Here is an 18260-nt window from a genome sequence, read left to right on the forward strand (position 1 = left end):
TCTTTCGAAATATCGACTTTATCGCTATATATTATTTCAAACTGCTTTTTTAGAAGCTTAACCTTGGCAAAAACGACTATATTCAACCATTTTAAATGTAATAAAAAAACACTATTACACATGAATAACGGTGCTTTACGGCAATTAGACGGTATAAATGTAAATTAAATTACCAATACATTAGTAAGCTACTATCAAAGACGTCTTTGTTATAGTTTAAAGGCTAAATACATGACTTTTTATTTCATTTTACCTAAAAACAGCTATCTCGATTAAAGGTATGGTTATCACCACCAATGACAAGCCAACAGAGCAAAGCTCTCTAACTTTATAGCAACAGTGTGAGGGAATTTCGAATGGATTTGGACGTATAGGCTGTTTAAACCTAATAGATATGCGAGGTAAAGCGAGTTGCTATTTAAAAACATTAATGAAGTTATTGAGCCACCCTATCGGTGACCCAATAAGTTGAATCAGTTTTAGTGCGCGTGCTGTGCCATATAAGGCATAAGTGGGCTTAAGGTTGAAATTTTGCTTTCAGGCAAATCAAGTAGCCCCAACATAAAGGCATGAACATGAATATTTTCAAACTCAGCTACACGACCATTTTTTATATCGGGCCCTTTAGCGATAAAAATGCCAGATAACCCTTCAATACCAGTAGGGTTATAACCGTGCGTACCTTTACCTGTAGAGTGCTTACTGCTAAATGTGTAAGGCGGCTTGGCTGCTGCTACAAAGTCAGGGATACGCTCGTCGACAAAGTTTAAGTGCCAATTTTCAGGGTATTGACCATTCTTATACACTTCAAAACGCCCTTTACTTTTTTGCTTTAGCTGGTTAACTGTAGCATCAATCGTGGCGGCGTCTTCTTCATAAATATATAGCTGAGTTTGGCCATTAATCACAGTGTCGATGTCTGTTGACAATGACAAGCTATCCATCGCAATAATACTGTCGTTATTGATTTCAAGCATGCCATGATCAGATACGATAATTAGGTTAATCGCTATATTCTGTCTTTCTAGTTCAGCTAAAAAATCGCCAATAATGGTGTCGACTTTTTCTATTGATTCCGCAGTTTCAACCGAGTTTGGACCAAAAGTATGTCCTGCTGAGTCAACAATTGAAAAGTAACTAGTAATAAACTGAGGTCGTTGCGCTTCCGGTAAGTTTAACCATGTAACAATTTGCGCTAAACGCGCTTCATTTGGGGTTGAATCATCAAAAGCGTATCGGTAAGTCGGTGCAACGTGATCATAATCAGCTTCTGACTCAGGCCAAAAGTAGCTAGCCGATGTAACACCCTGCTTTTCAGCAGTTACCCAAATAGGTTCAGCTTTTAGCCAAGTAGCATCATCTCTACCCGCCCCTAATGTATAGCCTTTTTTGATGTCTCTTCGATAAAAGCTATTGTGAATAATTCCGTGCTCACTTGGGTACTTACCAGTAACAATAGACAAATGATTCGGGAACGTTTTAGAAGGGAATACCGGCACTAACCCCTCACTAGATAACCCTTGCTGAGTCAGTTTAGTTAATGTTTTTGGCTTATATTGCTCAATATACTTAACTGAAAAACCATCTATAGAGAGTAAAACGACAGGGGCATTTTTAGCATTAGCACTAAAAACAGATAAAAACAGAGATAAAAAAAGGGATAAACAAAAGACCTTGTTCAAATGAAGCTCCAACTTATATTAACCATTCATTAAAAATAAAGCCCTTCTATGACACTTTTAGTGGTCGTATTCAACATTCTTACCGTAATTGTGTGTTTCACCTCATTATTTTCACATAAATTAACAATTTTAGTCAGTGACCACCTTTGAACGTTAAATCCAAGAAAGCAAAAAGGCGCCAAAAGGCGCCTTTTTTAAATTCAGTGTAGAAGTATGATTACTTCTTACCAAGTGCACCAAAGCGCTTGTTGAACTTATCGATACGACCGCCAGTATCCACAACTTTCTGTGTACCAGTGTAGAACGGGTGACATGCACCACAAACGTCTAAGTGTAAGTCTTTACCTACAGTAGAGTTGATTTTGATGATGTTGCCACAAGTACAAGTTGCAGTGATTTCTGCGTAATCAGGATGAATGCCTGGTTTCATTGGAATTACCTCAAGTTTAAGGCCATGTCGCTCTTCCAACCCGAAGTCGGACACCACATGCAGTTAATAGATATTTAGGACGCAGGATAGTACAGCATCTAATCAACAGATACAAGCCACGCTGCTATGAATTAAGTTGAAAATGTGCCCCATGGAAAAAGGCGTTCATTTTACCTACGGTCCAAGGTTAGCGGGTTGCATCAAATTGCTTTTCAGCAGCGGCGGCATCGGCATATTTTTCAAGTGTTGCCTTAGTCGGACACTTTAACTGAGCGTTAGCTCTTAAACCGTTAATACTTCCATGGTTGAAGGCATTTGGGTTGGTCTCAAAAATAGCCAATATAGTGCCAAATGTGTTCATATTCCATATTGTAGCCTGGCGTACACCGATGCGCCATAATGTCTCACGGCCGTTAAATGCAATCATGCACTGCGATGCGACTACCGGCTCTGCCGTCGACAAATTAAGCTGAGTCATACCTGCAGCTTTAGCACGACTGTTCATTACCGCAACGTTATCGGCGTAAGCTAAGTTGTTATCGTCTGGTAGGCTAATTCGGTTAGTCGTTATCTCGGCAGTGTTATCGCTAAATAAGTTGAGTAACGCCACTTCACGCCAGCGGTTTATACGGTGCTCACGCACAACCAATACTGCATTTTTATCCACCACGGTATCAACACTCGTCACCAAGCGCATAAACGGGGTTACGGGCGTTGACGCTAACCTTACTTCACCACTCGATTGCCTTAACAAAAACTGTACTTTTTTAGGTTGATGGTGGCTTGATACAATATTAACCTCAACCTTTGCCGCCTCACCTAATTCAAACAACCTTTTATGGATACTGACATGTGACACTTCAGCACTGGCAGCTGCACTGAGCAGCATTAACGATGTTAATGCTAATATTATTCTTTTCATCACTTCCTTTATTAAGCCTTGGGCTTAGCATTTAATCCGGAATAATAAGTAAAATCTAACTGGCTCTCAAAGACCGGCCTCGGTACACTAAGAGCTTATCTCCTACCGAAATAGAGTTTTATGCCTTTGTTTGTTGAGGTCGCACTGCCAGTTCCAATGCGGCAAACCTTTAGTTACCAAGTTCCAGACCATATCGTGATAGTTCCTCAAAAAGGCATGCGCGTGCAAGTGCCGTTTGGCCGTCAGCAGCTGATAGGTCTCATTACGGCTATAACGGATACTTGCAGCTTAACACCAAAGCAAATAAAACCGGTCATCAGCATTTTGGACGAGAGCCCATTACTACCTGATTCACTCTATAAATTAACTGCTTGGGCTGCAAGATATTACTTTTGTAGCTTAGGGCAAATGTTATCGCAAGCAATTCCTGTCGCGCTGCGCAAAGGCGCTGAGTCTAAAGCGGCACAAGTGTTTTATTGGTCATTAACCCAAGACGGCCGCGCTGCAGACATTAATCAACTCAACCGTGCACCAGCACAACGCAAACTCTTTAGCGCACTCGCTGAACGCGACTTAGAGCAGCACGAAATTACCACAATGGAGCTCAGTAAAACCGCCTTAAAAGCTCTTGATGATAAAGGCTGGATAAGCAAAAAATCACGGGTTGGCACTATCAATTTAAGTTGGCGTACTGAACTTGAAATGACAGAAGAGCCACACCGACTAAATCCAGAACAGGCCATTGCAGTAGCAACTCTAACCCAGCATAAAAACTATCACTGCACCTTGCTAGAAGGCGTGACAGGCTCAGGGAAAACCGAAGTCTACTTAGCGTTATTAGAAACCATATTAAAACAAGGTAAACAAGCATTAGTGCTGGTGCCAGAAATAGGGTTAACCCCACAAACCATTAACCGGTTTAGGCGCCGTTTTAATGTCAAAGTTGCGGTAATTCATTCAGGGCTCACCGACAACCAACGGTTAGATGCATGGCGTAACGCCAAAACAGGCGAAGCCGCCATTATTATTGGCACTCGTTCAGCGCTGTTTACCCCGATGGCATACCCTGGCGTCATTATTTTAGATGAAGAGCACGACTCCAGCTTTAAACAACAAGAAGGTGTGGGTTACCACGCACGTGATCTAGCGGTAATGCGCGGTCACCTAGAAGATATCCCCGTATTATTAGGCACCGCCACCCCATCACTTGAAACCTTACAAAATGCGCTGAGCGGCCGCTACCAACACTTGCACTTAGGCCAACGAGCTGGCGTCGCCGAAAAGGTGCGCCAAGGGATTGTCGATATCCGTAACCAGCCACTGCGCAGCGGAATGTCACACGCCTTATTAAATGAAATGCGCATTCACCTCGATGCCGGTAATCAGGTTATTCTGTTTTTAAACCGGCGTGGATTTGCCCCTGCATTAATCTGTCATGAATGCGGCCATTTACATGAGTGTGATCGCTGCGATGCCTTTTTTACTGTGCACCAAGCCCTAGGTGAAATTCGCTGCCACCATTGCAGTAATCAATATGCGATCCCCAAACAATGCCACCAATGTGGCAGTACCATGTTGGCAGGCCAAGGTGTTGGTACTGAGCAATTAGCCTCTTTTCTTGAAAAAGAGTTCCCTAACCACCCTGTTGTGCGTATTGATCGCGACACCACCAGTAGAAAAGGCTCGTTAGAGGCCCACCTGAACTCGATTCACAAAGGCGAATATAAAATTTTGGTCGGCACGCAAATGTTAGCCAAAGGCCACCACTTTCCAGACGTCACACTCGTAGGTTTACTTGATGTTGATGGCGCCCTATTTAGCGCAGACTTTAGAGCACCAGAGCGGTTTGGCCAGCTTTATACTCAGGTATCGGGCCGCGCAGGCCGTGCAACTAAACCCGGTACTGTGCTAATGCAAACGCATCAAAGTGACAACGCGATGCTGCGGGAGTTAATGCATAAAGGCTACGGTGAATTTGCGCGTAACCAGCTACATGAGCGCAAGCAGGCCTTATTGCCTCCAGCTTGGCACATGATTTTGATCAGAGCAGAAGCGCACCTCGCTGCAGATGCCGACATGCTATTAACCCAAATAGGTGCATTGCTACCGCAAAATGACGACTGTGAAGTGATCGGTCCTATGCCTGCACCACTTGACAGAAAAGCGGGCAAATATCGGCGCCAGCTGTTGTTCCAAACCAAAAACCGTAATCAGTTACAGCAAGCATTTGAGCACGCTTTACCGCAAATAGAGCTGCTGCCGTTAGCTAAAAAGTGCCGCTGGAGTCTAGATCGCGATCCACAAGATCTACTTTAAAACGATTTAATGACTTTTAAAGCAGAAAAAGTTCGCTAGAGGATAGTAATTCGACACAACAAACGGCTAAAATAGGCGGTTATCCCTATTATTTTCTCTTTTTGTAAATGCCGATGAAACGCCAATGAAATCACATACTCAATCTTTACTCGCTGAATCGTTAAATGCCCTTAAACAACAAGGTGTTGTTCCTGCTGATTTTGAAGCTCGCATTCAAGTCGACCGAACCAAAGATAAGAGCCATGGTGATTTTGCGACCAACTTAGCCATGATGCTAACAAAAGCAGCTCGCAAGAACCCACGTGAAATCGCGCAGATGATCATCGATAACCTGCCAACATCTAGCCATGTAGAAAAGGTAGAAATCGCAGGTCCTGGGTTTATTAACTTCTTTATTGATGATAACGCATTAGCCAACCAACTAATGGACGCCCTTAACAGCGACCATTTAGGGGTTGCATTACCGCAATCTCAAACTGTTGTCGTTGATTACTCATCGCCAAACTTGGCTAAAGAGATGCATGTTGGTCACCTACGTTCGACCATTATTGGTGATGCTGTTACCCGCTCACTTGAGTTTTTGGGTCACAAGGTTATTCGCCAAAATCACGTCGGTGACTGGGGAACTCAATTCGGTATGCTGCTTGCCTACATGGAAGAGCTACGTGCCGCTCAAGGCGATCAAGCTCAAATGGAGCTTTCAGATCTTGAAAACTTCTACCGTGCTGCAAAAGTACGCTTTGATGAGTCAGAAGATTTTGCCAACCGCGCCCGTAAGCTAGTGGTTTCACTGCAGTCAGGTGATGCGTACTGTAACAAGCTATGGCGTGAGTTTAATGACATTTCATTAAGCCATTGTCACGAAATTTATGAACGTTTAGGTGTAAGTTTAACGCGTAACGATGTACGCGGCGAAAGTGCTTACAACGCAGACTTAGAACAAGTTGTTGCCGACCTAGATAAGCAAGGCTTACTCGCAGAAAGCAACGGCGCGAAAGTGGTCTTCCAAGAAGAGTTTAAAAACAAAGAAGGCGAACCGTTACCGGTTATCATTCAAAAAGCTGACGGCGGCTACCTATACGCAACCAGCGACATGGCAGCCATGCGTTACCGCTCTGATGTATTAAAAGCTGATAGAGCACTGTACTTTGTCGATCTTCGTCAAGCATTGCATTTCCAGCAGGTCTTTAAGTTGGCCAAAACAGCTAACTTTGTCCGTGAAGAAATGAGCTTCGAACATATGGGCTTTGGCACCATGAACGGCGCTGATGGTCGTCCATTTAAAACGCGTTCTGGCGGTGTGGTTAAGTTAATTGACCTACTGAAAGAAGCTGATACTCGCGCACTAGAATTAGTCCGTAGTAAAAACCCTGATATGGATGAAGCAGAGCTAATTGAAATCGCTCGCGTTGTCGGTATTGCATCTGTTAAGTATGCCGATTTATCGAAAAACCGTACTAGCGACTACATTTTTAGCTTTGAGCAAATGTTGAGCTTTGAAGGTAACACTGCGCCGTACTTACTTTATGCTTACACACGTGTGGCGGGTATTTTCAAACGCGCCCAAGATGTTGACCTTAGCGATGCAACTATTGTGCTTGAGCATGAAAAAGAAAAAGAACTGGGTACTAAGTTAGCGCAGTTTGGTGAAGTGATGAACCGTGTAGTTAGCAAAGGTCAGCCACATGCATTATGTGCATACTTGTTTGAACTTGCCGGTGCGTTCTCAAGCTTTTACGAGGCATGCCCTGTGTTAGCTGCAGATACAGCTGCGCAAAAGAAAAGCCGTTTATTGCAAGCTAAATTGACCGCGAAAACACTCAAGCAAGGACTTAACTTGCTAGGCCTTGAAACGCTAGAGCGGATGTAATCTTAACCCCATGACGAGTCGTGACTACGCCAACAGAAAGCCCGCGCGCAAAGGCAAAGCCAATAAGCGTGGGTCAAAGGGAACACCACCAAAACGATTCCCAGTTTTAGTACTACTGATAACACTCGCTGGATTATCGGGCTTTGGTTACCTACTGTGGAACTTAAGCAGTAGCGATGAACCCGTAAGCGCGCCAATTGTGGCTGAAAAGCCGAAGCAAGCCAGTGCAAAAAAAGATCCTAACGCACTGCCGCCCGTGCCAGAGGAAGAATGGACTTATCTTGAAGAACTGGAAAATAAACAGGTCGAAGTTGATCTGCCAGAAGCTTCAACTAAGCCCAAGCGTCCTTATCAAATGCAGTGTGGCTCTTTTAGAAAAGAGTCACAGGCAAATGAGCTAAAAGCTATGATTGCTTTTCAAGGACTTGAAGCGCAAGTTCGGAAAGTTAAAGGGTCTAGTGGTGTTTGGTATAAGGTTGTTTTAGGCCCTTACATCAAAAAGCGTGACGCTGAGAGACACCGTCACACACTACAAAACTCTGGAACCAATGGCTGCCAAATCTGGTTTTGGGAGAGTTAATCTCTAGTCTATAAACATAAAGCGTTGCTTCAAGCAGCGCTTTTTTATTGCCTAAAAAAGATGCGAAGAGCGTCTGTACTACACCACTTAATTTAAACTACACAGTTAACATTATTTAAGCGAGCCTATCGCTTGGACGACTGCGCCAAGTCCATGGTGATTACGCCCTTCATTAATCACCCTTTCAACGGCAGCAAGGTGACTAAATATAAAGTGAGGCAGCTCATTCAACAGCGTGTGGGTTGAAATCATCATTGAGGCATCAGATGGACCACCTGTTTTGTACGCTAACTGCTCGGGTCTATATGCCTCTAATAAAAATACTCCCCCGGGCTTAATCGCTCGTTCAATTCGCTGATATAAGTCTTGCCTGAGGGGAGATGGTAAGTGGCAGTATATAGAGACTATGCCATCCCATTGGTTTTCACCTAGGTCAAACAAGGCTAAATCGGCACAGATGGTTTCAATGCTGACGTGATTTTCTTTCGCCAGCTGTTGGGCTTTTTTTAATCCGACATTCGATAGATCAACAGCGGTAACTGAGTAACCCATTTTGGCCATAAATACTGCATTGCGCCCTTCACCTTCAGCGAGTAATAACACCTTACCTTTAGGGACTGCATCATAATGGCTTGCCAAAAAATCATTGGGTTGCTTTCCATATATATATTCTTGCGTATCGTATTGCTCATCCCACATCTTTATCTCTCTTAGTCTGCGAGCAAATTAAGCCCCCACAGGCATACATGTCAGTATCAATTACAAAAGACAATTCAAGGCCAGCATCAACATACAAAGGCATTATTGAGGCCATACTTAGTAAGAAACAACCTGGTATTTATGCTGACACTTAGCTCCATTACGCTGCAGCGATACTTATTCAGTCTTTTTTATCGATGGTAATTTCAATTGTTTTGCTCTTACCTGCAAACCACTTTTGAAGATACACCGAACCTATAATTGGTGGTGTTCCCTCATCTGGAACTTCTTTATAACGCACACTATTTTTGGTTTCTTTTTCAATTGTAAACTTCACCACTTTCTTAGACATACTCTATTCCTAATTCAACATTCTTTTAGTCACGCAAATACGACAACGAGTCTTAAATTTCATCTGACATAATTGGCACGCTAAAGCTTCAAAATAAGCTAAAACCGTATCAACTTATAAACCTTATTAAAGTGAAGTTAGACGAATAACGGTGACAATTATTATTTCTGATAAATAATTATCATCATAAACAATGGTAAAAATAAACACCTTCAAAATAGATGTATACAATGAGTTAGCCATCAGTGCACCTTACAACCAAAATATAGGATCGCAGAGTCAGCCGCTTGTTGTAAAAATAGCAGCTTAAACCAACGCCTAAAGTCAATTGTGTTGCTTCAACAACCAGTCACATCCCTTCAAATCTCCCAATAAGAACAAGCCCCTTGATATTTTCACAGCCACCCCCATATCACTATTATCGTCAACCAGCCGACACTTTGTCGCTGGCTAGAGAAGAGGATTTAACGTGACCACTATCGTATCAGTACGCCGTAATAACCAAGTTGTTATCGCCGGCGATGGCCAAGTTTCTCTTGGTAATACCGTGATGAAAGGCAATGCTAGAAAAGTCCGTCGTCTATACCATAATAAGGTATTAGCAGGTTTTGCTGGCGGTACAGCCGATGCATTTACTCTATTCGAGCGCTTCGAAGCCAAACTCGAAATGCATCAAGGTCATCTTATGCGCGCTGCGGTTGAAATGGCCAAAGACTGGCGTTCAGATAAAGTACTGCGCAAGCTTGAAGCCCTATTAGCCGTCGCAGATGGCGAAGCTTCATTAATCATTACTGGTAACGGTGATGTTATCCAACCTGAAAATGACTTAATTGCCATTGGTTCTGGCGGCAACTTTGCCCAGTCTGCAGCGACTGCATTACTGGAAAACACCGACCTTAGCGCGCTTGAAATTGCAGAAAAGTCTTTGACTATTGCAGGCGACATTTGTGTTTTCACTAACCAATTTAAGACCATCGAAGAATTAAAGTACTAAACGAGCTTTCGTTTATACCTAAAACTGATGCTTAAGCATGAGGAAAGAATATGTCTGAAATGACACCACGTGAAATCGTTCATGAACTTGATAGCCACATTATTGGCCAGCAAAAAGCTAAACGTTCAGTAGCCATTGCCCTACGTAATCGCTGGCGCCGGATGCAATTGGCTGCAGATCTTCGTCAAGAAGTCACGCCTAAAAACATTCTAATGATCGGCCCTACAGGGGTGGGTAAAACCGAAATTGCTCGCCGTCTTGCCCGCCTTGCGAAAGCCCCGTTTATCAAGGTCGAAGCCACTAAGTTCACTGAAGTGGGTTATGTCGGTAAAGAAGTAGACCAAATCATTCGCGATCTAACTGATTCAGCAATCAAGCTGACACGCGAAGAACAAATGGTTAAATGTAAGTACCGCGCTGAAGAAGCGGCTGAAGAGCGCATTCTTGATGCTTTACTGCCAAAGCCAAAAGAAGACTGGGAAGCTGAAAATAATACCGATAACGGTACTCGTCAAATCTTCCGTAAAAAGTTACGCGAAGGTCAGCTAGACGACAAAGAGATTGAAATTGACGTTGCAGCGCCACAAGCCGGTATTGAAATCATGTCGCCTCCAGGCATGGAAGAGATGACCAACCAACTACAAAGCATGTTCCAAAACATGGGCCCAGGTGCCAGTAAGCGCCGCAAAATGCCAATTAAAGAAGCTTATAAACTGCTGATTGAAGAAGAAGCGGCAAAGCTGGTTAATGCTGATGATCTTAAAGAGCAAGCCATTGAGTTGGTTGAGCAGCACGGTATCGTTTTCTTAGATGAAATTGACAAAATCTGTAAGCGTGGCGACGCCTCTGGCCCAGATGTTTCTAGAGAAGGTGTACAGCGTGACCTACTACCATTGGTTGAAGGCTGTACTGTAAACACCAAGCATGGCATGGTTAAAACCGACCACATTTTGTTTATTGCCTCTGGAGCATTCCAGATGTGTAAGCCGTCTGACTTGATCCCTGAGCTACAAGGCCGTTTACCAATTCGCGTTGAGCTAGACGCTTTATCAGCTAGCGACTTCAAGCGTATTTTAACAGAGCCACACGCTTCACTGACAGAGCAATATGTCGCCCTAATGGGAACAGAAGGCGTTGCGATTGAATTTAAAGAGTCAGGTATTGACGCTCTTGCTGAAGCGGCTTGGCAAGTTAACGAACGTACCGAAAACATTGGTGCTCGCCGTTTGCATACCGTAATGGAACGCCTGATGGAAGATCTGTCTTTCGAGGCCTCTGACAAATCAGGTACAGTGATCAGCATTGATGCCGACTATGTGGGCGCACATTTGGATAACTTGGTGCAAGATGAAGATTTGAGCCGCTTTATCCTCTAATCTTACATCAACCACCCGCTCAACTCGTGATGGCGGTTAAGGACAATAGCGTTCTTAACCGCTATTGTGTTTTCAGCTTAGACACTTTTAAAAATTGGCAGACTTATGACCCAAGATATCACCCCGAATGTTGAATCATTAAAGCTTAAACGTAAATCTCGCCAGCTAGAGGTGCAATTCGATAATGGCGAAACATTCCAACTTAGCTGCGAAATGCTAAGAGTGTACTCACCATCGGCTGAAGTACACGGCCATGGCAACCCAGTTTTGGTCACCCACAAAAAAAATGTCAACATTACGGCCATTGAGCCCGTCGGCAATTATGCAGTAAAAATTGTGTTCGATGACGGCCACGACACCGGGCTTTTCTCTTGGAAAGTATTGTACGACTTGGCCACTCACCAGCTAGATCTTTGGGAAAAATACTTAGCCCGCTTGCGCGCAGCCAAGGCTAGCCGCGAGCCACTGATTGACATGACGGTTAAGTATCACAAGTAGTCATATTTACACTTAATGTCGCTAGGCCTCGCTTTTCAGCGACAAATAATAGACAGCATAATGGCGCCTAATCGGCGCCATTTCTTTAAGCCTTTTAGCGGTGTCATCTGCTAGCAAAAGCAAATTATTGGTACAGACTCAAGCCAAAGTATCACTGCAATAGCAACTTGAAAGCCTTGTGGGTTGTGCATTTAACAACGGCAAACGCAAAGAGTTGCTCGACCCGGCATAGCTCAACATTAACAACGATAAAAACCGAGTAAAGTGTGTATAGAAACGGCGTGAGTATAAAACACAGAAGATAATTGGTAAGGCGGGAAAATAGAAAATTGCTAGCCTAATCAATAGTGACTATCAGGCTAGCGTGCAAGGTGTGCGAATTATTCGGCAGCACTCTCAGCGTTGTTACGACTACGAAGGATCTTCAGTAAGTGATAAACATTAATACACGCAACAAATGCATTCATGCCGGCAACAGGCCATGCTTCAATTGAAGCACCGTAGACAACGAATAACGAACAACCAACAAAGTTTAGGCATCTCAGCCAGATAATGTCTTTCATCATCAGTGAAATCGCGACCATAATTGACGCGGCGTAACCCATGATTTCAATAGTGTTAATAGCTTCCATAAGGCACCTTTTTGGCCTTCTGCCTTCCTTAGGCTAACTGGGGGGTCCGTGCCCCTAAAGCGAACAAATTTATGTAAAGTTAATATAGCGGCGGCTATGCTATCAAAAAACGACCACTTTTGGTAATTAAAAAACGTTATCAAAGTACCTACATCACGATAGGTGCAGTATCAACACCTTGATGTTGGAATATTACCACCTCGAAATTAAATGTCCTATTTATCAACAATTGCGTGATTGATAACGCTTTTCTTTTTAAGAATCCCTTATATACTGGGTTTAATGACAATTTCGCTCAAATTATTGAGTTAAGCTTACCTATCAGGAGCCTTCTTATGGAATACAACACCTCGGAACTTTGTGACACCTATATTGATGTCGTTGATGTTGTCGAACCTATGTTCAGTAATTTCGGTGGTTGTAACTCTTTTGGTGGTTCAATTAGCACCGTCAAATGTTTCGAAGACAACGGTCTGATTATCGAAGCGCTACAAGAAAGTGGCGAAGGCAAGGTGTTACTGGTTGATGGCGGCGGCTCACTTCGTCGTGCCCTACTCGACTCTAGTGTTGTCCAAACTGCAGTAGATAATAAATGGGAAGGTATTATTGTTTACGGTTCAGTGCGCGACGTTGACGCATTAGAAGATTTAGACATCGGCATTCAGGCACTTGCCTCTATCCCTGTCGGCGCTGACAGTAATGCAATCGGTGAGCTTGAGATCCCTGTAAACTTTGGTGGCGTTACCTTTTTACCCGGCGACCATGTTTACGCTGACAACACTGGAATTATTTTGTCGCCAGAGCCACTCGATATTGACTAACCGACATGAGCATTAGCTTTTCAGTGACCCAGCTTCACTAAACGCTACCGATAAAACCAGCCTTCAGCGCTGGTTTTTTTGTGGCTGCTTCCCCGTCAGATTGGCCGTTCAGGCTCCGAACGCCTGTGCAATAAAGTTCCATCAAAACCACTTTTAGCCCTTGCACTAACAACGAACTTAAGACAAACGTTCAGCGAATTGTGCTACAGCTAAATTATTGAACATATTAATGCCTTGTCGTCATTAATATTTATTCAACATTGCCTGGTAATATGGTGTAATGCGCCATCAATTTTACAAAAGTTAGCATCGTCGCTTGCTTTAATGCTCTCCAGCTACTGATAAATAACACACATCACATAGTGGTAGATGAAAGATTCAGCAATCTTGCTAGATAGCTTACAATCATCACCATTAAATTGTTAACGTATAGGATATAGATAGATGTCAGAGGACTCTCCCAAAAGCACTCACTTCGGTTACAAAACAGTTGAAGAAGAGCAGAAGGCCGACATGGTCGCTGGCGTATTCCATTCTGTAGCCGCTAAATACGACTTAATGAATGACGTTATGTCTTTCGGTATCCACCGCATGTGGAAGCGCTTCACAATTGAAAGCGCTGGCGCTCGCCCAGGTATGAAGGTACTTGATTTAGCTGGCGGCACTGGCGACTTAACCGCTAAGTTTTCTCACCTTATTGGCGATAAAGGCCAAGTGATTCTAGCGGATATTAACGATTCTATGCTCAAAGTCGGTCGTGAAAAACTCCGAGACAAAGGCATTGTAGGCAACGTAAACTACGTACAAGCCAATGCAGAAGCCCTACCGTTTCCTGATAATCACTTTGACATCATTACCATCGCCTTTGGCCTACGTAACGTGACCAATAAAGATGCGGCGATCGCGTCAATGCTGCGAGTGTTAAAGCCAGGCGGAAAACTATTAGTACTTGAGTTTTCTAAGCCTAAGCATGAACTAATGCGTAAGGTTTATGATCTTTATAGCTTTAAAGTTATGCCAAAAATGGGCGCGCTAATTACCCAAGACGCTGACAGCTACGAGTACCTTGCCGAATCAATCCGTATGCATCCTGACCAAGAAACGTTAAAGACAATGATGGAAGATGCCGGTTTTGAGCAAGTTACCTATACCAATATGACTGACGGTATTGTAGCGCTGCATAAAGGTTACAAATTCTGATTGGAGTCACTATGTCACATGACATATCTCTACTCACTTGCGCGGCGATTGAGGTTAGCTTAAACAAGCTGATCGCCCAATCGCCTGAAGATTACGCAAACTTGCGTAATCTTCATGGCAAAGTGCTCTGCATTCAATTAACGCAGCTAAGTTGGCCGATTTATCTATTATTTGCTAAACAGATCCAAGTTTTTAGCCAATATGAAGCCGACGTCACCACGAAAGTGAATGCCGATATCACCACCCTCTACCAACTCACCGAAGGCGCAAACCTCACTGAGTTGATCAAGCAAGATAAGCTCAGCCTCGAAGGCGATCTCAGTTTATTGCAAAACTTTAGTCACTATATACAAACTGTTGAGTTCGACTTTGCCGAACCTCTGTCTCGGTATATTGGTGATGCGCCGACCCACTTTGTTAGCCAAGGTGTTAAACGAGCCAAGCACGATATTGTGCAAGTTTTTTTTAAAACTCGTTCGCATATCAGTCAATTAGCTACTGAAGAATATCGGCTTGCACCCCATAAACTCGAATATATCCATTTTAGTGATACTATCGAAGAAACTGCTGCCGACGTTGATATGTTGGCGGAAAGAATAGAGCAACTGATTAAACGGGCAAGAGTTAAACCATGACCATAAAAAGTATCCGGCGCGCTTACCAAGTCATCCGTATTTCATTGCATTACGGATTAGATGATTTAATTCCATCAAAGGTAACGCCTTGGTACTTTAAGTTATTAAGGGGCTGTTTATTTTGGCTCCGAAATCAGCACAAAGATAAGGTAGGCGGTGAACGTTTAAAGCTTGCAATGCAAGAGCTCGGACCGGTTTATATTAAATTTGGTCAAATGCTATCAACACGCCGCGATTTATTAAGTGACGAATGGGCAGAAGAGCTTGCCATGTTGCAAGATCGTGTTCCACCGTTTGATTCTGCCATTGCTCGAGCCTCTATTGAGTCAGAGCTGCAAGCCCCCATCGAAGACTACTTTGATGACTTTGAAGATATCCCTCTAGCCTCAGCCTCTATCTCGCAAGTGCACACCGCCACGCTTAAATCTAATGGCGCCCCTGTCGTACTTAAAGTGCTCCGCCCAGATGTAGAAGCTAAAGTGCACGCCGATATCCAGCTTATGTCGCAAACAGCTAACCTGTTTGAATGGGTACTTGGCGCTAATAACCGCTTACGCCCAGCTGAAGTAGTTGAAGATTATCGTACCACCATTGAAGGTGAACTCAACCTCAAGCTTGAAGCGCTAAACGCCATCAAGTTACGCAATAACTTTTTAGACTCCAACGCACTTTATATTCCTTTTATGTATGAAGAGTTATGTTTCACTCGACTCATTGTTATGGAGCGTGTTGATGGCGTGCCCGTGTCAGACAAAGCAGCATTAGAAGCTCAAGGCACCAACTTAAAACTATTAGCAGAACGCGGCGTAGAGTTGTTCTTCACGCAGGTATTTCGGGATAACTTTTTTCATGCTGACATGCATCCAGGCAATATTTTTGTCAGCCGTGAGCACCCCAATGACCCATTTTACATCGGCCTTGACTGCGGCATTATGGGAACACTGACCGATGAAGATAAGCGCTACCTTGCAGAAAATTTTCTAGCCTTTTTTAATCGCGATTATCGTCGTATCGCCACACTGTATATTGAGTCTGGCTGGGTGTCTGCCGACACTGACGTAAGCGCATTCGAACAAGCGGTCAAAGTGGTTTGTGAGCCCATGTTCAATAAGCCGTTAAATGAAATATCTTTTGGTCACGTACTGTTAGAGCTATTTCGTACAGCACGACGATTTGACATGGTGGTGCAACCACAACTGGTGTTACTCGAAAAGACCTTGCTTTATATTGAAGGATTAGGCCGCCAGCTCTATCCGCAATTGGATTTATGGCAAACCGCTAAACCCTTTTTAGAAAGCTGGATGGCAGAGCAAGTAGGACCTAAAGCCATTGCCGGAAAAATCAAACAACAACTGCCATATTGGGCAGAACAGCTACCCGAGCTACCGGAACTAGTTTACGACAATTTGAAAATGGGTCGCGACCTAGCAAAAAATAATAATAAATTATTAGACCGGTATCTAAAACAGCAACAAAAAGCCCATAAAAGTAACTATCTTTTAATCACGTCCGCTATTTTAGTGATCTGTGGCACTATTTTGTTTAGTCAAGACGCTACACTATGGGCGTCTTACGGTTGTGTGGCTGTAGGAACCATATTGTGGATTCTGGGATGGCGCTCCAGACCAAAGTTCCGCAAGTTTTAGCTAGACCTAATTAATCAAAGGTTCATAATAGAGCCAATATCTAAATTTAAGAGGATTCTTTCATGGGTGGCATTAGTATTTGGCAACTTCTTATTGTTGCATTGATTGTCGTATTATTATTTGGAACTAAGAAATTACGTTCTCTAGGCGGCGACTTAGGCGGTGCAGTAAAAGGCTTTAAAAACGCCATGTCTTCAGAAGAAGATAAAAAAGCGCTAGAAGACAGTGCAGCTGAAAAAACAGCAAGCACACAGACAGCCGAAAAAAAGGCTGAGTCCAAGGACAAAGAACAGGCGTAATCGACTATGTTCGACGGTATCGGCTTTATGGAGTTGCTGTTGATTGGAATTTTGGGGCTAGTGGTACTTGGCCCTGAAAGACTTCCGGTTGCCGTGCGCTCAATCTCAGGCTGGATCCGCGCCATGAAGAAAATGGCTAACTCAGTGAAAGACGAATTAGAGCAAGAGCTTAAAATTGAGCAAATGCATACTGATTTGAAAAAAGCAGAAAGCCAAGGCCTCAAAAACCTTGCGCCGGAGTTACAGGATTCAATCGATCAATTAAAACAAGCAGCGCAATCTGTCAATCGTCCTTACCAAGTTGAAGATGTTCCTTCGGCAACAGAAACTCCCGCCAAAGAAGCTCAAACCGCTAAGACAACGACGACAGAGAGTGTTAAGTCAGACAAACCTAACGGGTAGTTCATGTCAAATCAACAGCCATTAATAAGCCATTTGCTTGAGCTTCGTAATAAGTTGCTGCGAGCGATTGGTAGTGTTCTTTTGGTGTTTATCTGTTTGGTCTATTGGGCCAATGATATTTACCATTATATGGCCATACCATTGATGCAAGCGTTGCCAGAAACAAGCAGCATGATCGCAACTGATGTTGCCGCGCCCTTTTTTGCACCGTTTAAACTGACCTTGGTATTGTCGTTTTTTATTGCGATACCTTATGTTCTGTATCAAATATGGTCTTTTGTTGCACCTGGGCTTTATAAGCATGAAAAACGTTTAGTCATGCCACTACTTGCCAGTAGCACATTACTCTTTTACCTCGGCATTGCTTTTGCGTATTACGTGGTATTCCCGGTCGTATTTGGATTCTTCACCAGTGTGGCTCCAGATGGTGTAGAAGTTGCTACCGATATCAGTAGCTACTTAAGTTTTATTCTTAAACTGTTTTTTGCTTTTGGTTTAGCGTTTGAAATTCCGGTAGCTGTTGTGCTTTTATGTTGGGGAGGTGTGACTACACCTGACGAACTTAAGACTAAACGACCGTATATTGTGGTTGGCGCATTTATCGTTGGCATGATCTTGACACCGCCTGACATCATTTCGCAAACAATGCTGGCAGTTCCAATGCTGGTATTGTTTGAAGGTGGCTTAATTGCGGCGAGATTCTACAGCAACAGTAGCGAAGATGATGAAGATTCATCGGTAGAAAGCGAAAGCTAACTAACATCGCGAAATAAAAAGGGTATTGCTCAATTATCGACTATGAGAGCAATACCCTTTTTTGTGGCCGAAAATTGAGTATATTAATTATTCAGTGCGATATACATGCCAGCCACTCTATCGCGACAGAGTACGATATTTCGCAGCGGC

Annotated in this window: 19 protein-coding genes; 13 read left to right on the forward strand and 6 right to left on the reverse strand. The window is 43.4% G+C overall.

Annotated features, from left to right (window positions below; genetic code table 11):
• Positions 1 to 479 precede the first annotated feature (479 nt).
• From RGE70_RS16050 to RGE70_RS16060, 3 genes are all read right to left on the reverse strand, one after another.
• Positions 480 to 1682 carry an alkaline phosphatase family protein gene (locus tag RGE70_RS16050; protein WP_310472442.1) on the reverse strand — a complete coding sequence of 401 codons (1203 nt, stop codon included), beginning with the start codon at positions 1680 to 1682 and terminating at the stop codon, positions 480 to 482.
• Between the two features lie 217 nt (positions 1683 to 1899).
• Positions 1900 to 2112 (reverse strand): 50S ribosomal protein L31, encoded by a 213-nt coding sequence (gene rpmE / locus RGE70_RS16055; RefSeq protein ID WP_310472443.1) that lies wholly within the window; start codon positions 2110 to 2112, stop codon positions 1900 to 1902.
• Positions 2113 to 2299: 187 nt separating this feature from the next.
• Positions 2300 to 3034 (reverse strand): FimV/HubP family polar landmark protein, encoded by a 735-nt coding sequence (locus RGE70_RS16060; RefSeq protein ID WP_310472444.1) that lies wholly within the window; start codon positions 3032 to 3034, stop codon positions 2300 to 2302.
• A 120-nt stretch (positions 3035 to 3154) separates the two neighbouring features.
• On the opposite strand from RGE70_RS16060, the gene priA reads away from it, so the two are divergent.
• The 3 genes from priA to RGE70_RS16075 all read left to right on the forward strand — a co-directional run bounded on the left by priA (position 3155) and on the right by RGE70_RS16075 (position 7800).
• Positions 3155 to 5350 (forward strand): primosomal protein N', encoded by a 2196-nt coding sequence (gene priA / locus RGE70_RS16065; RefSeq protein WP_310472445.1) that lies wholly within the window; start codon positions 3155 to 3157, stop codon positions 5348 to 5350.
• A 124-nt stretch (positions 5351 to 5474) separates the two neighbouring features.
• Entirely contained in the window at positions 5475 to 7220 is a 1746-nt protein-coding gene (argS, locus tag RGE70_RS16070; RefSeq protein WP_310472446.1) for an arginine--tRNA ligase, read from the forward strand.
• Positions 7221 to 7230: 10 nt separating this feature from the next.
• Positions 7231 to 7800, forward strand: a complete 570-nt coding sequence (locus RGE70_RS16075; protein ID WP_310472447.1) for an SPOR domain-containing protein — start codon at positions 7231 to 7233, stop codon at positions 7798 to 7800.
• 111 nt (positions 7801 to 7911) lie between these two features.
• On the opposite strand, the gene RGE70_RS16080 is transcribed toward RGE70_RS16075, so the two are convergent.
• A complete protein-coding gene (locus tag RGE70_RS16080) occupies positions 7912 to 8499 on the reverse strand; it encodes a class I SAM-dependent methyltransferase (RefSeq protein WP_310472448.1) in 588 nt (195 codons plus the stop codon).
• 181 nt (positions 8500 to 8680) lie between these two features.
• Entirely contained in the window at positions 8681 to 8851 is a 171-nt protein-coding gene (locus tag RGE70_RS16085; RefSeq protein ID WP_310472449.1) for a hypothetical protein, read from the reverse strand.
• 469 nt (positions 8852 to 9320) lie between these two features.
• On the opposite strand from RGE70_RS16085, the gene hslV reads away from it, so the two are divergent.
• From hslV to RGE70_RS16100, 3 genes are all read left to right on the forward strand, one after another.
• Positions 9321 to 9845: an ATP-dependent protease subunit HslV gene (hslV, locus tag RGE70_RS16090; protein ID WP_310472450.1), complete on the forward strand. Its 525-nt coding sequence runs from the start codon at positions 9321 to 9323 to the stop codon at positions 9843 to 9845.
• Between the two features lie 50 nt (positions 9846 to 9895).
• The gene (hslU, locus tag RGE70_RS16095) at positions 9896 to 11221 is read left to right on the forward strand and encodes an ATP-dependent protease ATPase subunit HslU (protein WP_310472451.1); all 1326 of its coding nucleotides are present in this window, start codon (positions 9896 to 9898) and stop codon (positions 11219 to 11221) included.
• A 105-nt stretch (positions 11222 to 11326) separates the two neighbouring features.
• Entirely contained in the window at positions 11327 to 11719 is a 393-nt protein-coding gene (locus tag RGE70_RS16100; protein WP_310472452.1) for a gamma-butyrobetaine hydroxylase family protein, read from the forward strand.
• A 380-nt stretch (positions 11720 to 12099) separates the two neighbouring features.
• On the opposite strand, the gene RGE70_RS16105 is transcribed toward RGE70_RS16100, so the two are convergent.
• Positions 12100 to 12351: a uroporphyrinogen decarboxylase gene (locus RGE70_RS16105; protein WP_310472453.1), complete on the reverse strand. Its 252-nt coding sequence runs from the start codon at positions 12349 to 12351 to the stop codon at positions 12100 to 12102.
• Between the two features lie 335 nt (positions 12352 to 12686).
• Between RGE70_RS16105 and rraA the strand changes: the two genes are divergently transcribed.
• From rraA to tatC, 7 genes are all read left to right on the forward strand, one after another.
• Positions 12687 to 13172, forward strand: a complete 486-nt coding sequence (rraA, locus tag RGE70_RS16110; protein ID WP_310472454.1) for a ribonuclease E activity regulator RraA — start codon at positions 12687 to 12689, stop codon at positions 13170 to 13172.
• Positions 13173 to 13616: 444 nt separating this feature from the next.
• A complete protein-coding gene (gene ubiE, locus RGE70_RS16115) occupies positions 13617 to 14372 on the forward strand; it encodes a bifunctional demethylmenaquinone methyltransferase/2-methoxy-6-polyprenyl-1,4-benzoquinol methylase UbiE (protein ID WP_310472455.1) in 756 nt (251 codons plus the stop codon).
• 11 nt (positions 14373 to 14383) lie between these two features.
• Positions 14384 to 15007 carry a ubiquinone biosynthesis accessory factor UbiJ gene (locus RGE70_RS16120; RefSeq protein WP_310472456.1) on the forward strand — a complete coding sequence of 208 codons (624 nt, stop codon included), beginning with the start codon at positions 14384 to 14386 and terminating at the stop codon, positions 15005 to 15007.
• Positions 15004 to 16653 carry a ubiquinone biosynthesis regulatory protein kinase UbiB gene (gene ubiB, locus RGE70_RS16125; RefSeq protein ID WP_310472457.1) on the forward strand — a complete coding sequence of 550 codons (1650 nt, stop codon included), beginning with the start codon at positions 15004 to 15006 and terminating at the stop codon, positions 16651 to 16653. Before RGE70_RS16120 ends, ubiB begins: the two co-directional genes overlap by 4 nt.
• A gap of 62 nt (positions 16654 to 16715) precedes the next feature.
• Positions 16716 to 16952: a Sec-independent protein translocase subunit TatA gene (gene tatA / locus RGE70_RS16130; protein WP_310472458.1), complete on the forward strand. Its 237-nt coding sequence runs from the start codon at positions 16716 to 16718 to the stop codon at positions 16950 to 16952.
• 6 nt (positions 16953 to 16958) lie between these two features.
• Positions 16959 to 17354 (forward strand): Sec-independent protein translocase protein TatB, encoded by a 396-nt coding sequence (gene tatB / locus RGE70_RS16135; protein ID WP_310472459.1) that lies wholly within the window; start codon positions 16959 to 16961, stop codon positions 17352 to 17354.
• A 3-nt stretch (positions 17355 to 17357) separates the two neighbouring features.
• On the forward strand, positions 17358 to 18110 hold the full coding sequence (gene tatC, locus RGE70_RS16140) for a twin-arginine translocase subunit TatC (protein WP_310472460.1): 753 nt from the start codon (positions 17358 to 17360) through the stop codon (positions 18108 to 18110).
• The last annotated feature ends 150 nt before the right edge of the window (positions 18111 to 18260 follow it).

The sequence above is a fragment of the Shewanella youngdeokensis genome (genome assembly GCF_033180165.1).
Lineage (GTDB): Bacteria > Pseudomonadota > Gammaproteobacteria > Enterobacterales > Shewanellaceae > Shewanella > Shewanella youngdeokensis.

Coding starts and splice junctions, on each gene's coding strand:
- rpmE (WP_310472443.1), bottom strand. CDS start 2,112: ATGAAACCAGGCATTCATCCTGATTACGCAGAAATCACTGCAACTTGT.
- RGE70_RS16060 (WP_310472444.1), bottom strand. CDS start 3,034: ATGAAAAGAATAATATTAGCATTAACATCGTTAATGCTGCTCAGTGCA.
- priA (WP_310472445.1), top strand. CDS start 3,155: ATGCCTTTGTTTGTTGAGGTCGCACTGCCAGTTCCAATGCGGCAAACC.
- argS (WP_310472446.1), top strand. CDS start 5,475: ATGAAATCACATACTCAATCTTTACTCGCTGAATCGTTAAATGCCCTT.
- RGE70_RS16075 (WP_310472447.1), top strand. CDS start 7,231: ATGACGAGTCGTGACTACGCCAACAGAAAGCCCGCGCGCAAAGGCAAA.
- RGE70_RS16080 (WP_310472448.1), bottom strand. CDS start 8,499: ATGTGGGATGAGCAATACGATACGCAAGAATATATATATGGAAAGCAA.
- RGE70_RS16085 (WP_310472449.1), bottom strand. CDS start 8,851: ATGTCTAAGAAAGTGGTGAAGTTTACAATTGAAAAAGAAACCAAAAAT.
- hslU (WP_310472451.1), top strand. CDS start 9,896: ATGTCTGAAATGACACCACGTGAAATCGTTCATGAACTTGATAGCCAC.
- RGE70_RS16100 (WP_310472452.1), top strand. CDS start 11,327: ATGACCCAAGATATCACCCCGAATGTTGAATCATTAAAGCTTAAACGT.
- RGE70_RS16105 (WP_310472453.1), bottom strand. CDS start 12,351: ATGGAAGCTATTAACACTATTGAAATCATGGGTTACGCCGCGTCAATT.
- rraA (WP_310472454.1), top strand. CDS start 12,687: ATGGAATACAACACCTCGGAACTTTGTGACACCTATATTGATGTCGTT.
- ubiE (WP_310472455.1), top strand. CDS start 13,617: ATGTCAGAGGACTCTCCCAAAAGCACTCACTTCGGTTACAAAACAGTT.
- RGE70_RS16120 (WP_310472456.1), top strand. CDS start 14,384: ATGTCACATGACATATCTCTACTCACTTGCGCGGCGATTGAGGTTAGC.
- ubiB (WP_310472457.1), top strand. CDS start 15,004: ATGACCATAAAAAGTATCCGGCGCGCTTACCAAGTCATCCGTATTTCA.
- tatA (WP_310472458.1), top strand. CDS start 16,716: ATGGGTGGCATTAGTATTTGGCAACTTCTTATTGTTGCATTGATTGTC.
- tatB (WP_310472459.1), top strand. CDS start 16,959: ATGTTCGACGGTATCGGCTTTATGGAGTTGCTGTTGATTGGAATTTTG.
- tatC (WP_310472460.1), top strand. CDS start 17,358: ATGTCAAATCAACAGCCATTAATAAGCCATTTGCTTGAGCTTCGTAAT.